Below are 13,967 nucleotides of genomic sequence, written 5' to 3'. Positions count from 1 at the left end.
TTCAAAACTCGGTTAGTTTTGAAAGAAACTTTTCAAAGAAAAATCTATTTCTTTATATTTGATAGAAATAGATTTTTCTTTTGTTACGTCTAAGGTTGCAATTTCAAAACTTTCTCAGTTTTGAAATTGCTCTCCCCTTCTTGTAACAAAAGCCGGTTTGTGATTTTATTATATATATGTCTAAAGGTAATCGAAAGCGAATTATTGCTTCCATCTTTTTTCTTGTTGCCGCTGTGTTTTGCGGGGGAATGCTTGGATTTGCCCTGGCAAAAACAACAAATCTGAAAAATTCCGAGAATTTTACCGATTTCAACCCTGATCTGCCTACAAAAATTCTTGATATACGGGGCGATCTTATAACGGAATTTGCTTCAGAGGAAAAAAGGGAAATGATAACTCTCGAAGAACTTCCTCCCCACATGATTAACGCCCTTATAACAAGGGAAGATCAGATTTTTTATAAGCATAAGGGATACAGCATAAAGGCCATAGCCCGGGCGGTTTACGGTAAACTGACGGGCAGATCGCTCGGCGGCGGGAGCACCATTACCCAGCAAATAGCCGGTACCCTGTACTGTGACCGCGCGGAAAGATCGCTTACACGAAAGGTCAAGGAGCTCTGGTGGGCGCTTCAAATGGAACGCCGGTACTCAAAAAACGAAATTCTGGAACTGTATCTGAATAAAATGTACTTCGGCGGGGGAACCTATGGAGTGAATGCCGCCTCAAGGTTTTATTTCGGGCATTCCGCAACGGAAATAACTCCGGCTGAGGCCGCTATACTGGTTATTCAGCTTTCAAACCCGTCATTTTACAATCCTTTTGATCACCCCAACCGCGCAATGGACCGCCAGAGGGAAGTTTTGCGCCAGATGGTCCAGCTGGGATACCTTGAAAGGGAAGAGGCAGAAAATTCCTTTGACGAATACTGGGCAAATTTTGATTATACCAGAACCTCTTCTTCGGCATGGCTTACCCGTGACGATAAGGCCCGCTGGTTTTCGGAATATGTGAGGCGTCAGCTGGTAGACACCATGATGTACGGAACCATGGATATTTATTCCGGCGGCTATACGGTACATACAACCCTTGATTTAAATCACCAGGCTGCGGCCGACCAGGTGATGCAGCGGCATATAACGCTCGCAAATAACCGGTTTCAGAGGTCAAGTTCGACCCATTTTACGAAGAGCGATCAGTATGCCCAGATTACGGAGCTGATAGCGCTTACTTTTAATCTGCCCTCACTTGCCGTATCGGCGGAACGCATTCAGGTAAAATCGGCCGCCCAGTACCGGTCAAAGATTAATCCGGTTGTTGATATGATGACGCTTGTATTCGGGCTCGATTCCCTTAAAACCACAACGAACAAGGTAAATGCGAAAACCCAGCAGGCTGCGGCCCGGACAACTATTGAAGGGACCCTTATAACACTGGAAAACGATACAGGGTATATAACAGCGCTTGTGGGCGGAAGTAAATTCGACCAGTCGAACCAGATAATCCGGGCGACGCAGGCGTATGTGCAGCCCGGAAGTACGTTCAAGCCGCTGTATTACTCCGCAGCCATTGATTCGCGGAAGTTTACGGCGAGTTCCGTTATAAATGATACGCCGGTAGTTTTTTACAATGAAGATAAAATTCCCTACACCCCCCTTAATTTCAAGGGTGAATGGAAGGGTACGGTTCTTTTCTGGGAGGCGCTTGCCCAGTCACTGAATGTTCCGTCTCTGAGAATTCTTGACGGAATAGGTTTTGACGCTGCAATAAACCGGGCGGCCGCCCTGCTTGGATATACCAATAAGGCGACAATTGAAAGGGTATTCCCGAGGGTTCATTCCATCGGGCTGGGAGTTATCAGTGTGGCCCCGATCCAGATCGCGAGGGCATACAGCACTCTGGCAAATCAGGGGAAGGAAGTAACACCTATTGCAATCCGTTCCATAGAAGACAGGAACGGCAGGACCATTATTGATCCTGAAAAGGAACTTCGTCTGGAACAAAAACGCAAGGGAAACAATATCCAGATAGTCAGTCCCCAGAACGCGTACATTATGAATGACCTCCTGAAGAACACGATCAGAACAGGAACCCTGGCCTGGGCTTCGGGATTTACACAAAAACTTACATTCAGGGACAAGGATACCGGAAGAACCTTTGTTATGCCGGCCGCAGGAAAAACCGGAACAACCCAGAACTGGGCCGATGCCTGGGCAGTCGGTTATACGCCTTATTTTACCACCGTTATCTGGTTTGGTTTTGATCAGCCGGGATTTTCTCTTGGGCTGGACAATACAGGAGCGACGCTTTCCGGAGTTGCCTGGGGCGATTACATGGGTTTAATCCATGACGGACTCCCCTACCGCGATTTTGTGAAACCCCAGACAGGTCTGGTGCAGGCAACTGTCTGCAGAAAATCAGGGATGCTGGTCACAGAAAACTGCTCCAACGGATCAATACAGCTTTATTACCTTGAGGGAACCCAGCCGACGAGTTACTGCGAATATCATGAACTCAATCTGGAACTGAAACAGCTTGCGGTAAGCCGGCTCGAAACGGAAACCTTTATAGTGGGCCAGAGACCGGCCACAACCGATACTTCGGCGCTTATGCTTGATCCTGATATTTTTGTCGATCCCGCGCCGAGTCAGGCCGCCCAGAGAAGGGCGAACCAGCTTAACCGGAACAACAGACGGCCTCAGGCCCAGAGCGAGGTTCCCGATGCTGGCAATCAGGAAACGGTACCGCAGCCGCCCGAAGAATTTATCATTGAAACAGCTTTTTCCGGTGAAAATGTTGAGCAAATTCCGGCTGAAAGTGATATATTTATAACAGAAACAGATATTATTGATGATAATGAAGATGAGGCGGTTTCCGAACCTGCATTCAATCCGTTACTGGAATAATTGGAGGCCTTATGCAAATACCTCTTGAGAAAATAAAAATAAAGCACCGGGTACGGCATGAACTTCAGGATATTGAAGCCCTGAGGGACAGCATGAGAAGATACGGGCTTCTTAATCCCATTACCGTAAATTCAGATTATGTCTTAATAGCCGGAGCCAGAAGGCTGGAAGCCGCCAGACAGCTTGGCTGGCATACCATAAACGCGGTTATTCTGGAAGAAACTGACGCGGTAAATGAACTCGAGATAGAAATAGAAGAAAATGTGCAAAGGTCAAATTTTACCGATGATGAACTGATGTCGGCCTATATGAGGCTTGAAAAACTGAAAAACCCCGGCTTTTTTACCCGCCTGTGGCGGGCAATTGTCGCTTTCTTCAAAAGGCTGTTCGGGAAAAAATACTAGGCGGCGGCCGGATAATTCAATCGCCTGGAAATGCTGCGATTCCTCCGGAAACACCGGACAGGAATTGCAGCATTCTGCGCAGCTTAATAACCGCCCGGCTACGGCAAAATTTCATCTATATCCTGTCTGCTTTTTCAGGCTCTGAAACCTGCGCCGCCAATTCTTTCATTTTTTTCATTTCCCTCGACACAAGGTAAAAGGCAAGAACAGCGGCAATGCCGTCGGCAATGGGACCGGCGTACATAACGCCGTCAATGCCGAAAAACAGCGGAAAAATCAGAATCAGGGGCAGCAAAAACAGAATCTGGCGGGTCATGGAAATCAGGATACCCATTTTCGCCTTTCCGATGGAAGTAAAAAAGTTTGCCGTTACCGGCTGAATGCCATTAATAAACATCATGGCCATGTATATGCGGAAAAACCGTTCCGCAAACCGGAAATATATTTCACTCCCGTCTCCGAATATGCTGATAATCTGCCGGGGTAAAAACTGAAAACACAGGAACGCAATGGTGGAAACAATTGTCGCCGCCGTTGCAGCCAGCCTGTAGGCTTTTTTTACCCTGTCGTAATTCCGGGCGCCGTAATTGAATCCTACAATAGGCTGGTTCCCCTGGGAAATACCCAGAATAAACGCCATAAAAACGATATTTACCTTGGTTATTACACCCACGCAGGCTAAAGGAATATCGCTTCCATAAACAGATTCGGCACCGTAATAATTCAGTGTATTATTCATGGTAATCTGGACAACGGTCATGGCCAGCTGGTTAAAACAGGAAGCCGCGCCGAGGGAAACAATCGCCCTGATATATGTTCCCTTCAGTTTGAAGTGTTCCGCCGCGAGAGGGACTGTTTTAAAATTAAAATAATAGCGGACCGCGAGGACAAAGGACACGGCCTGCCCTATTACAGTGGCCCAGGCGGCGCCCGCGATTCCCATATCAAAAACAAAAATAAAGATAGGATCAAGTATGGTATTAAGCACAGCTCCGCTCAGCATACAGATCATGGCATAACCGGGACTTCCATCCGCCCGGATCAGATTGCTTGATGCGGCGGTAAAAACGACCAGAGGTATACCCAAAGCGGTTATGCCGGTGTATGTAAGGGCGTGTGAAAGAACATTTTCCGTCGCCCCGAAAGCATGCATCAGGGGTTCCAGAAAGATAATTATAACAGCGCAGAGAATCAGGCCCGTTATGCCAAGCAGGACAACGCAATTTCCTATAATATGTGAGGCCCGTTCTTTTCTGCCCGCCCCCAGCTCAAGGTTAAAATTGGAAGCGCCTCCGATCCCCAGAAGAAGGGCGAGTGCGGTACTGATGGTGGTTACCGGAAAAGCAATATTGGTTGCCGCATTTCCAAGAATCCCTACGCCCTGCCCTATGAATATCTGATCAACAATATTATAAAGCGCGCTTACAAGAAAGCTGATAATAGTCGGAACGGCAAATTTTACAAGCAGTTTTCCTATTTTTTCAGTCGCGAGAATGTTTCCGGCTTCGGGCCGGTCCGCCGGCATTGTTTCGTCCATAATAGTTTCCAACTCTCCTGCTTTACTGTATACTATTGGCAGTTTCTGTCAATAGACAATTCCGGAGGTCTGATATGGAAATAAATCTTGATGTTTTGCAGTTTGATTTTACGCACAAGCCTCTGCTGATCGGCGGTCTGGCGATGGAATTTTATGGCCTCAGAAAGGCAGGCGCGGATATTGATCTGGTTGTTTCTCCGGAAGACCATAAAAAACTGATGGAAAAATATCCTGAAAACATTAAAGACCTGTACGGCGATATCGGTATTTGTGAATATGGGTTTGAAATCTGGAACCGGATATGTACTTTTGATTATGACTATCTAAGGGAAAACGCGGAAGAGCAGGATACCTTTCTGGTTGTTTCTCCCGAACGTTTATTGTTTTTAAAAGCTTTGGGAATGGAAATACCAAAATACCACCGGGATCTGGAACTGGTGGTTGAGTTTATTCTTAATAAGGCCTATGGAAAAATATGATACGCGTCGGACCGCTGCGCAAAGAAGAGATACCTGATTTTGTCCGCCTGGTAAATACGGTGTTCGATGAATACGTCGGAGGAGATTATTCCGAAGAAGGAATAAGGACGTTTAAGGAATATACGGACCCGGAAGCCCTCGGAGCGCGTTTTGCCGGGGAAAGCAATTTCTATGCGGCAAAGGAAAATGGTATTATTACCGGAGCGCTTGAAATCAGGAATATGAACCATATTGCATTATTTTTTGTTGATAAAAAACACCAGGGCAGAGGCGTCGGCGGACAGCTGTTTGATTTCTATCTCAGCCGGCTTGCGAAGCCCGGAAAAATTGCGGACGTAACCGTTAACGCGTCATTATATGCCGGAAAAATATATGAAGCCCTGGGGTTCAGAAAGACAGGCGAGGTACAGGAAAAAAACGGGATAAAATATATACCCATGAAATTCGAAATCAGGTAAACGCCCGTAGCCTTCTTTTTCCGTTTTATCAGCCCCCCGCCTTCAGTTCAGCAGAGGGAAAGTCCGTACAGAATACAGGTCTGAGCCAGGATATACGGAAGCATAATATAAAAATTTCCCCGTTTCGGGAGTGAGCTGAATGTAAAACGGGCAAGAATGTAGTCGGAAATCATAAAGCAAAGGCTGCCAGCAAAAATAACGGCGGCGGCGAAATCTTTTCTGAAAAGTAAAAGCTGGAGCGCCGTGATACTCATAAGCAGGATAACAACTACATAGGCTATGGCAGGAACCAGCATTGGCTTATCAGGTTTTACTGTTTTAATTGTCACGATGCCAAACGCAATGCCGGCAAGTACGGAAACCACAAGCCACAGAATATTAACCGAGCCGGTAAAAAAGAGCATTGAAGGAATATAAAATATGTGGCCCAGAAGAAAACTGAAAAGGCCCGCAATAAAAAACCTTTTATCCGATATCTTAATCAGACAGCAGTCGCCAAGCCAGCCGAATACGGCGGCAAGCAGTACGGGAACAAGAAAGGTCCGGGTATTCAGGCAGTAATACAGCAAAAGCAGCGGCACAAGAAAAATCTTGGTCACTTTGCGGAGCGGCTGGATTTCAAGGAAAGCCGCCGCTAAATGTAATACGGCAACAAGCGCAAAAACCGCGATGATTACTGTGTTCATGCCTTCCATAGCCTCCTTTTGGTTGAAACGTACTCACCTTCAATTATATAACATGATTGGAAATAAAGCGAATTTATACTCCACGGAATTCCTGTTATTTATAATAAAAACGGAAATAAATATCTCACAGTAAAAGATACTTTTACTGTGAGATAAAAATGGCTGTTATAGTAATAAAGTGGTTAACCAGTTGTTATGCGGACAAATTTTTTCTTGCCCGCGCGGAGGATGACTTCTCCGTCCGGATCAAGAACATCCTGTCCGATAACAGCCTTAACGTCCGTTATGTTTCTGTCCGCGACATATATTCCGCCCTGTTCTACAAGACGCCGTATATCGCTTTTGCTCCCGCCCAGTTTAGCTTCGGCAAAGAGATCAATAACTCCGATCCCTTCGGTAAACCGTTTTTTTTCTACCTGAACGGTAGGCATTGCGTTTTTGTCGCCGCCGCCGCTGAATGCTGCCCTGGCGCCGGCAAGGGCTTTGTCAGCTTCCTCTTTTCCGTGAATTTCTCCGGTAACCTCATAAGCAAGACGTTCTTTCGCCTCATTGATATTCCCTGCCATAATGGTATCTATTTCGGAAACGGGAAGAAAGGTAAAGAGCAGCAGGAATTTGCGGGTATCGGCATCGGTAACATTCCGCCAGTACTGGAAAAAGTCGTAAGGGGTGGTTATGTCCGGATCAAGAAAAAGAGCCCCTTTTTCCGTTTTGCCCATCTTTTTTCCGTCCGAGGTTGTTACAAGGGGAAAGGTCAATCCGAATACCTGGTTTCCGTTAATTCTGCGGATAAGCTCTATGCCCGCAACAATATTTCCCCACTGGTCATCCCCTCCGATCTGAAGGGCCGCGCCGTGCCATTCATTCAGTTTCAGATAATCATAGCTCTGGAGGAGCTGATAGTTGAATTCGATAAAGGTCAGACCTGTTTCAAGACGTTTTTTGTAAGCTTCAAAAGTGAGCATACGGTTTACGGAAAAATGGGAACCTATGTCCCGGAGAAAATCAATATAATTGAGATCCGCAAGCCAGTTTTTATTATTTTCGCTCAGGGCTGTTTTTCCGTCAAATCCGATAAACCGGTTAAGCTGCGCAAGAATGGCTTCGGTGTTCCTGTCAATCTGTTCATAGGAGGAAACCTTTCTCATTTCAGTTTTTCCGGACGGGTCGCCGATCCGGGCAGTGCCGCCGCCCACGAGGGCAATTCCCCGGTGACCGGCCGATCTCAGATGCCTGAGGGCAAAAAAGGGAACCATATGACCGATATGCAGACTGGGACCGGTAGGATCACAGCCCACATAAAAAGTGACCGGGCCTTCATCCATAAGCCGTGACAGGCCGTCAATATCAGTACACTGCTGGAAAAAACCGCGTTCTTTAAGGGTTTCAAGTGCTTTATTCATGCCGAAGAGTATAACTATTTTACAAAATCTTGTATACTGAAAGACAGTCGGAAACAGTATAAAAACAGACATGGACGATGGTGATTTTTTTTGCTGTCAGCCCCGGAAGAAAATAAGGGATATATTTGTACTATCAGTTCTGAGGGAGATTACGTATGATACAGGGCTTTCTGAGAGTAGCGGCGGCCACACCGGAATGCGTGGTGGGAGACTGCGGAAATAACGCGGGGAGCATTATTTCGCTTATACATGAAGCGGCAGGCGCGGGAGCCCGGCTTGCTGTTTTCCCCGAGCTTTCCATAACCGCATATACCTGCGGGGATCTTTTCTCGCAGGAATTACTGGGAAAAGTATCCATAACTGCAGTCCGCCTGATTGCCGAAAGCACAAGGGAGCTTCCCATAACAAGCATAATAGGCTTTCCCATGAATTTCCGGAACAGCAGATATAATTGCGCCGCAGTTATTTCCCGGGGAAAAATTCATGGAATTATTCCGAAAACGTATTTGCCGAACTATGGCGAGTTTTACGAAAAAAGACACTTTTCTCCGGCGCCAAAAGCGATGTTTACAATACCGGCGGGAGTTTTCGGAAATGACCCCGTACCCTTCGGTACAAATATTCTGTTTACTGATGAAAAAAATGCGGATATGTCTTTTGCGGTGGAAATCTGCGAGGATTTATGGGCGCCGGTACCCCCTTCATCCGCCCACGTTCAGGCCGGCGCTGTCATAATTGCGAATCTGTCGGCAAGCAATGAAATTGTAGGAAAATCCGATTACCGCAGAAATCTGGTAGCGGGTCAGTCCGCAAAGGGTATGTGCGCATATGTTTATGCGAATGCCGGTCACGGGGAATCGACCACGGACATGGTATTTTCCGGTCATAATCTGATCGCGGAGAATGGGATTATTCTTGCGGAAAGCGTACTTTTTTCCACAGGACTCATCTGTACGGATATCGATATCACCCGCCTTCTTCAGGAACGGCGCCGGATGCAGCTGGTATCAAATGAAGAGGGTTCAGGATGCGGCGGTCAGTATGTAAGGATCCCTCTTGCTCTTGATAATTCTGCGGCCCCGCAAAAATCATCGGTAATACACGCGGGGGACAATACAAATACTGTTCCCGCGGAATCTTCACCCACTGCGGTTACAACCATTCCCCTGTTCCAGACAGGCCGTTCCCTTCTGAGGAAAATTGATCCGCTTCCCTTTGTTCCCGGAAACCCGGAGGAAACAGCACGCCGCTGTGAGGAAATCATAGCGCTTCAGACTGTTGCGCTGGCAAAGCGCCTGTCTCATACCAACAGCAAAACAGCGGTTATCGGTATTTCCGGCGGAGTCGATTCAACCCTTGCCTTTCTTATTACAGTCAGGGCATTTGACTGTCTCGGACTGCCCAGAACAGGCATCCAGGCAATTACCATGCCCGGCTTCGGGACAACCAAACAGACAAGAGGAAATGCTGTACAGCTTGCCGAAATTCTCGGGACATCGGTGTCCGAAATATGGATTCATAAAGCGGTTAAGCAGCATTTTGAGGATATTGGGCAAAACCCTGAAGTGTTTGATATCACCTATGAAAACGCGCAGGCCCGGGAACGCACACAGATCCTCATGGACAAGGCCAACCAGAGCGGAGGGCTGGTTATCGGTACGGGGGACTTATCGGAACTCGCGCTGGGCTGGTCAACATATAACGGCGATCATATGTCCATGTACGGAGTAAACTCGTCCATTCCGAAAACACTTATCCGGCATATTCTGGCATATTGCGCTGAAAACCCTGATTTTTTTGTGGATCCGCCCGAGGCGGCAGGAAACAAAAAATACGGCAGACCCGTAAAAGCCGATAAGGCCCTTATGAAATCATCATACAAGGAATTCAGTTCAATTCTGCAATCCATACTTGATACTCCGGTCAGCCCCGAACTCCTGCCGCCACGCAATAATGAAATTTCCCAAAAAACGGAACATATTATAGGACCATATGAATTGCATGATTTTTTCCTGTACTATGTAACCCGATGGGGATTTTCGCCGTCCCGTATTTTGTTTCTCGCGGAACAGGCGTTCACGGCGGAAAACACCAGACTGGCAAAAACCTATACCCGGCCGGAAATTCTGAAATGGATGAAAGTATTCTATGAACGTTTTTTCAGCAGTCAGTTCAAACGGTCCTGTATGCCCGACGGACCGAAAGTCGGCAGCGTAGCGCTTTCACCGCGAGGCGACTGGCGCATGCCAAGCGATGCGTCCATTTCCGTCTGGCTGAAAGAAGTAGAAAAACTGGAAGAGTAAAAAGCATTATTTTTCCAGGAAAGTCAGGTACTCAGCAAGCTGGCCGGGAAGGGTTTCATACGGTTTTAAGCCGTAAGGACAGCGTAATGAACAGTAGCCGCAATGGGTGCATTGTTCAATACGCATCATTCCTTCCTGCCACTCCGCGGTAAGCCACTGTTCCTTCGGCGAACGCCGGAGAAGCTGGCTCATGCGGTTTGCGTTATTTATCGGAATTCCGGCAGGACAGGGAAGACAGTAACCGCATCCTCGGCAAAAACTGCCACAAAGTTCTTCCCGGTCTTTTTGAATGGCCGCTTTTATTTTTTTATCAAGATGGGGTGGGTATCTGTTCAGCGCGAGGTAGTGGTCTATTTCGTCTTTTTTCTGAATTCCCCAAACAGGAACAGCGTTTTCAAACTGCTGCATCCAGGCAAAGGCGGCAGGAGTATTTGTTATAAGCCCTCCCGCGAGGGCCTTCATGGCAATAAATCCTATCTGTTTTTCAGCGCACAGATGAACGAGACGCTCATCCTCCTCGTCCGAAAGATAGGAGAATGGATACTGGACTGTTTCATACAAGCCGGAATGGATTGCCTCGAGAATTATTTTTCTGGAATGGTTTGTTATGCCGATGTGGCGTATTTTTCCGGCTTTTTTTTCAGCCAGAAGCGCGTCATACAGCCCGTCTTCTCCGCCCGGAACAGGAAGGAAAGGAGGATTATGGAGCTGGTATAAATCGATATAATCGGTTTGAAGGTTTTCGAGACTGGTTTCAATATCATGCCGTAAAGAAGATGCGTCCGGGGCCATTGTCTTTGAAGCAAAAATTATATCATCCCGCATTTCGGAAAAACAGAGTCCCAATTTTTCCTCACTGTCGGTATAAAGCCGGGCAGTATCATAAAAGTTAATGCCGCCTTCATAAGCCGTACGTAAAATAGCCGCAACCTCATCCATATCGGTTACACGCTGAATAGGCAGCGCGCCGAAGCCTATACGCGAGACAAACAAATTCGTTTTTCCCAGCGTTATATATTCCATACGGTTCCTTTTGCTCTCAGGTGTTCATATAAATCATAGCCGACTATTTCATGAAAATGATCGGCAATATCAGGTATTGAAAACAGTTTTTCAGCGAAAAGGCCGGCGGCGCCGCTGCATACCGCGCGGTCACCATACTCGGAAAACTCAATCACAAATTCCCGCTTGTTATCAAATGACCAGCCCCGCTCGATTGCCCTGCTCAGATTTTCGGCGAGATTTTCAGGATAGCCGGCAATATCCCCGGCAAAAACAACTTTCGTAAAATCCACGCAATTGACCAGGAACGCAAGGTTTTCCGCTAGTTCCTGATAGACCCTGTGCAGCATATTCCTGTCTTCAGGGATACTTTCCAGCTCGGTATAGGGGATACTGAACTGTCCGGTATCGTCGGACGCGTAAATACTCCGGAATTCTCCGGCCGTAAAATGATCTCCATGCAGAACCCTGTCGCGGAGGACCAGTCCAAGTCCGAGAGAAAAACCGTGTCTGCTTTTATCGCCGCGCGTGTCGCTGCGGAATTCGCCGAGAACCGAAATAAAGTTACGCGTCCGGTTTTCCGTGTGAAAGGCAAGCTCGCCCCAGCAGCAGCAGTTTGCATCATTCTCAATAATAACATACTCATTGCACTGTTTTTCAATCTCGGTCCGGAAATCAAATGGTTCGGATATCCCCAGGGAACGGGAACGCAGAATAGTTCCCGTATAACTGTCTACAATCCCCGGGAAACCAATGCCGATCCCCAAAAGGGTTCTGTTTTGAAGCGCGTCGCTTTTTTTCGCACGCGTAACAAGATCAAGGACTGTTTGTATCAGATTGTCTTTTGTAACACTGTGGGAACCATCAAAAAATCAAGAACCGAACCGTTTATCGTCATCAGTACAGCCGAGTACCGGGAATGCTGGATTTCGAGGCCGAGAATGAGTCCTATTTCTTCGTTTATTTCCAGATTAACCTGACGCCGCCCGACCCCGCTTTGCACCGTATTTTTGCCGGCAGTCAAAACGAGGCCTTTTTCAATAATAACTTTGATAATTTTAGTTACCGTCGAACGGTTTAAATCAAGAACGTCGGCCAGCTTTATCCGGCTGATGCCGGGATTAAGACGGATGGTACGCAAAATGCGGGAGGTATTTACACTATGAAGTCTGTTATTATCAGCCATAATACCTCCTTTTTGCGCCGGTTATGTTCTCTTGTAGTTTTTTATTTCCTCACGGATTCGGGCAGCCAATCCGGATACGGGAACACGCACCTGTTCCATTGAATCACGGAAACGGAGCGTGACGGAATTATCGTCCTTGGTTTCATAATCTATTGTAACACAGAAAGGAGTGCCGACTTCATCCTGGCGCCGGTAGCGTTTTCCGATTGCGCCCGACTGGTCATAGTCGGTCATAAATTCTTCTTTCAAACCCTGCTGAATATCCTTCGCCAGCTCGGCAAGGCCGTCTTTTTTCATCAAGGGGAGAACCGCCACGGTAACCGGCGCGATTTTCGGATGAAAATGCAGGACAGTCCGCCAGTCATCATCATTTCCCTTGTCTGCTACCTTCTGTTCGTCATATGAATCACACAGGAACATAAGAAGGTTCCGGGTAAGGCCGGCGGATGTTTCAATTATATAAGGGATATACCGTTCATTGCCGTTATCCTGATCAATATACTGAAGGTCCTTGCCGGAGTATTCGGTATGCCGGGTAAGATCAAAATCGGTCCGGTTATGGACACCTTCAAGTTCCCGGAAGCCCATGGGGAATTCGTATTCAATATCAAAGGCGTCTTTCGCGTAATGGGCAAGTTCGCCCGGTCCATGCTGGTGCCACCGGAGTTTATTCATGCGGACACCGTATTTTTCGTAAAACTGCCAGCGCTGTTCACGCCAGTAGTCGAACCATTTTTCATCTTCGCCCGGTTTTACAAAAAACTGCATTTCCATCTGCTCGAATTCACAGGTGCGGAAAATGAAATTTTTTGTCACAATTTCATTCCTGAAAGCCTTTCCGACCTGGGCAATTCCAAAAGGAATTTTCAGGCGGTTTGACTGGGCAATATTTTTATAGTTAACGTAAATACCCTGCGCGGTTTCAGGGCGCAGATAAATAACGCTGGCGCTGTCTTCAGCCGGGCCGATATGGGTTTTAAACATCAGATTAAATTTCCGGGTGTCAGTCAGCTCGCCCCCGCATTCCGAACATTCTTTTTTTGCCAGCTTTTCAGGATCTATCTGGTCGGCCCGGAACCGGCATTTGCATTTTTTGCAGTCTACAAGCGGATCTGTAAAATTTTCCACATGCCCGGACGCTTCCCAGACACGGGGGTGCATTAAAATGGCCGCATCAAGACCTACGATATTATCATGAAGCTGGGTCATCTCACGCCACCAGGCCTGCTGAATATTATTTTTCAGACTGATCCCGAGAGGACCGTAATCCCAGGCCCCGTTCTGTCCGCCGTAAATCTCTGATGACTGGAATACAAATCCTCTCCGTTTACTCAGGCTGACAATTTTTTCCATTGTTGTCTCATGACTGTCCATTTTATATCTCCTTCGGCGGAGCGTCAGGCCCCGCATTTGGCGATTATAAGTCCGGAACAGACTTTTATAATCGCCTTGATGAAAAACACCACGGTATTTCAGTATCAAATACTGAAGATATACCCTTTAATGTAAGTTTCTGATGGGAAGAATTAACTAATTCTTCCCATCAGAAACAGTTGCAGCCGGAAATAGTCAAACAATTCAAATTATTTAACTATATAGTTCT

At 47.0% G+C, this 13,967-nt stretch carries 12 protein-coding genes; 5 read left to right on the top strand and 7 right to left on the bottom strand.

Annotated features, from left to right (window positions below; all coding sequences use genetic code 11):
* Positions 1–248: 248 nt before the first annotated feature.
* Both K7I13_RS13555 and K7I13_RS13550 read left to right on the top strand, forming a co-directional pair.
* Positions 249–2,906: a penicillin-binding protein 1A gene (locus K7I13_RS13555; protein ID WP_255946536.1), complete on the top strand. Its 2,658-nt coding sequence runs from the start codon at positions 249–251 to the stop codon at positions 2,904–2,906.
* Between the two features lie 11 nt (positions 2,907–2,917).
* On the top strand, positions 2,918–3,310 hold the full coding sequence (locus K7I13_RS13550; protein WP_255946534.1) for a ParB N-terminal domain-containing protein: 393 nt from the start codon (positions 2,918–2,920) through the stop codon (positions 3,308–3,310).
* A gap of 115 nt (positions 3,311–3,425) precedes the next feature.
* Here K7I13_RS13550 and K7I13_RS13545 read toward each other — a convergent pair whose 3' ends face one another.
* The gene (locus tag K7I13_RS13545) at positions 3,426–4,847 is read right to left on the bottom strand and encodes an MATE family efflux transporter (RefSeq protein ID WP_255946532.1); all 1,422 of its coding nucleotides are present in this window, start codon (positions 4,845–4,847) and stop codon (positions 3,426–3,428) included.
* A gap of 74 nt (positions 4,848–4,921) precedes the next feature.
* On the opposite strand from K7I13_RS13545, the gene K7I13_RS13540 reads away from it, so the two are divergent.
* On the top strand, positions 4,922–5,326 hold the full coding sequence (locus K7I13_RS13540) for a hypothetical protein (protein WP_255946530.1): 405 nt from the start codon (positions 4,922–4,924) through the stop codon (positions 5,324–5,326).
* On the top strand, positions 5,323–5,784 hold the full coding sequence (locus K7I13_RS13535; RefSeq protein ID WP_255946528.1) for a GNAT family N-acetyltransferase: 462 nt from the start codon (positions 5,323–5,325) through the stop codon (positions 5,782–5,784). The genes K7I13_RS13540 and K7I13_RS13535 overlap by 4 nt, the downstream gene beginning before the upstream one ends.
* Before the next feature lie 47 nt (positions 5,785–5,831).
* Here the strand turns inward: K7I13_RS13535 and K7I13_RS13530 are convergent, their stop codons facing one another.
* Positions 5,832–6,470, bottom strand: a complete 639-nt coding sequence (locus K7I13_RS13530; protein WP_255946527.1) for a lysoplasmalogenase — start codon at positions 6,468–6,470, stop codon at positions 5,832–5,834.
* Positions 6,471–6,652: 182 nt separating this feature from the next.
* On the bottom strand, positions 6,653–7,873 hold the full coding sequence (gene tyrS / locus K7I13_RS13525) for a tyrosine--tRNA ligase (protein ID WP_255946526.1): 1,221 nt from the start codon (positions 7,871–7,873) through the stop codon (positions 6,653–6,655).
* Between the two features lie 155 nt (positions 7,874–8,028).
* Here tyrS and K7I13_RS13520 point away from each other — a divergent pair, with 155 nt between their 5' ends.
* Positions 8,029–10,176 carry an NAD(+) synthase gene (locus K7I13_RS13520; protein WP_255946525.1) on the top strand — a complete coding sequence of 716 codons (2,148 nt, stop codon included), beginning with the start codon at positions 8,029–8,031 and terminating at the stop codon, positions 10,174–10,176.
* A 6-nt stretch (positions 10,177–10,182) separates the two neighbouring features.
* On the opposite strand, the gene K7I13_RS13515 is transcribed toward K7I13_RS13520, so the two are convergent.
* Genes K7I13_RS13515 through K7I13_RS13500 form a run of 4 tightly spaced genes read right to left on the bottom strand, consistent with a single transcriptional unit; the run spans position 10,183 to position 13,738 of the window.
* The gene (locus K7I13_RS13515; RefSeq protein ID WP_255946524.1) at positions 10,183–11,199 is read right to left on the bottom strand and encodes an aldo/keto reductase; all 1,017 of its coding nucleotides are present in this window, start codon (positions 11,197–11,199) and stop codon (positions 10,183–10,185) included.
* Positions 11,187–12,011 (bottom strand): ROK family protein, encoded by an 825-nt coding sequence (locus K7I13_RS13510; protein ID WP_255949341.1) that lies wholly within the window; start codon positions 12,009–12,011, stop codon positions 11,187–11,189. Before K7I13_RS13510 ends, K7I13_RS13515 begins: the two co-directional genes overlap by 13 nt.
* Positions 12,011–12,364, bottom strand: a complete 354-nt coding sequence (locus K7I13_RS13505) for a winged helix-turn-helix transcriptional regulator (RefSeq protein ID WP_255946523.1) — start codon at positions 12,362–12,364, stop codon at positions 12,011–12,013. The genes K7I13_RS13510 and K7I13_RS13505 overlap by 1 nt, the downstream gene beginning before the upstream one ends.
* A 21-nt stretch (positions 12,365–12,385) precedes the next feature.
* On the bottom strand, positions 12,386–13,738 hold the full coding sequence (locus K7I13_RS13500; RefSeq protein WP_255946522.1) for a glycine--tRNA ligase: 1,353 nt from the start codon (positions 13,736–13,738) through the stop codon (positions 12,386–12,388).
* Positions 13,739–13,967 lie beyond the last annotated feature (229 nt).

The organism is Brucepastera parasyntrophica (assembly GCF_022376835.1).
GTDB classification, from domain to species: Bacteria; Spirochaetota; Spirochaetia; order Treponematales; family Treponemataceae; genus Brucepastera; species Brucepastera parasyntrophica.
This window is presented reverse-complemented; position numbering and strand designations above follow the sequence as displayed.

Coding starts and splice junctions, on each gene's coding strand:
- K7I13_RS13500 (WP_255946522.1), bottom strand. CDS start 13,738: ATGGACAGTCATGAGACAACAATGGAAAAAATTGTCAGCCTGAGTAAA.
- K7I13_RS13550 (WP_255946534.1), top strand. CDS start 2,918: ATGCAAATACCTCTTGAGAAAATAAAAATAAAGCACCGGGTACGGCAT.
- K7I13_RS13540 (WP_255946530.1), top strand. CDS start 4,922: ATGGAAATAAATCTTGATGTTTTGCAGTTTGATTTTACGCACAAGCCT.
- tyrS (WP_255946526.1), bottom strand. CDS start 7,873: ATGAATAAAGCACTTGAAACCCTTAAAGAACGCGGTTTTTTCCAGCAG.
- K7I13_RS13505 (WP_255946523.1), bottom strand. CDS start 12,364: ATGGCTGATAATAACAGACTTCATAGTGTAAATACCTCCCGCATTTTG.
- K7I13_RS13520 (WP_255946525.1), top strand. CDS start 8,029: ATGATACAGGGCTTTCTGAGAGTAGCGGCGGCCACACCGGAATGCGTG.
- K7I13_RS13515 (WP_255946524.1), bottom strand. CDS start 11,199: ATGGAATATATAACGCTGGGAAAAACGAATTTGTTTGTCTCGCGTATA.
- K7I13_RS13535 (WP_255946528.1), top strand. CDS start 5,323: ATGATACGCGTCGGACCGCTGCGCAAAGAAGAGATACCTGATTTTGTC.
- K7I13_RS13555 (WP_255946536.1), top strand. CDS start 249: ATGCTTGGATTTGCCCTGGCAAAAACAACAAATCTGAAAAATTCCGAG.
- K7I13_RS13530 (WP_255946527.1), bottom strand. CDS start 6,470: ATGAACACAGTAATCATCGCGGTTTTTGCGCTTGTTGCCGTATTACAT.
- K7I13_RS13545 (WP_255946532.1), bottom strand. CDS start 4,847: ATGGACGAAACAATGCCGGCGGACCGGCCCGAAGCCGGAAACATTCTC.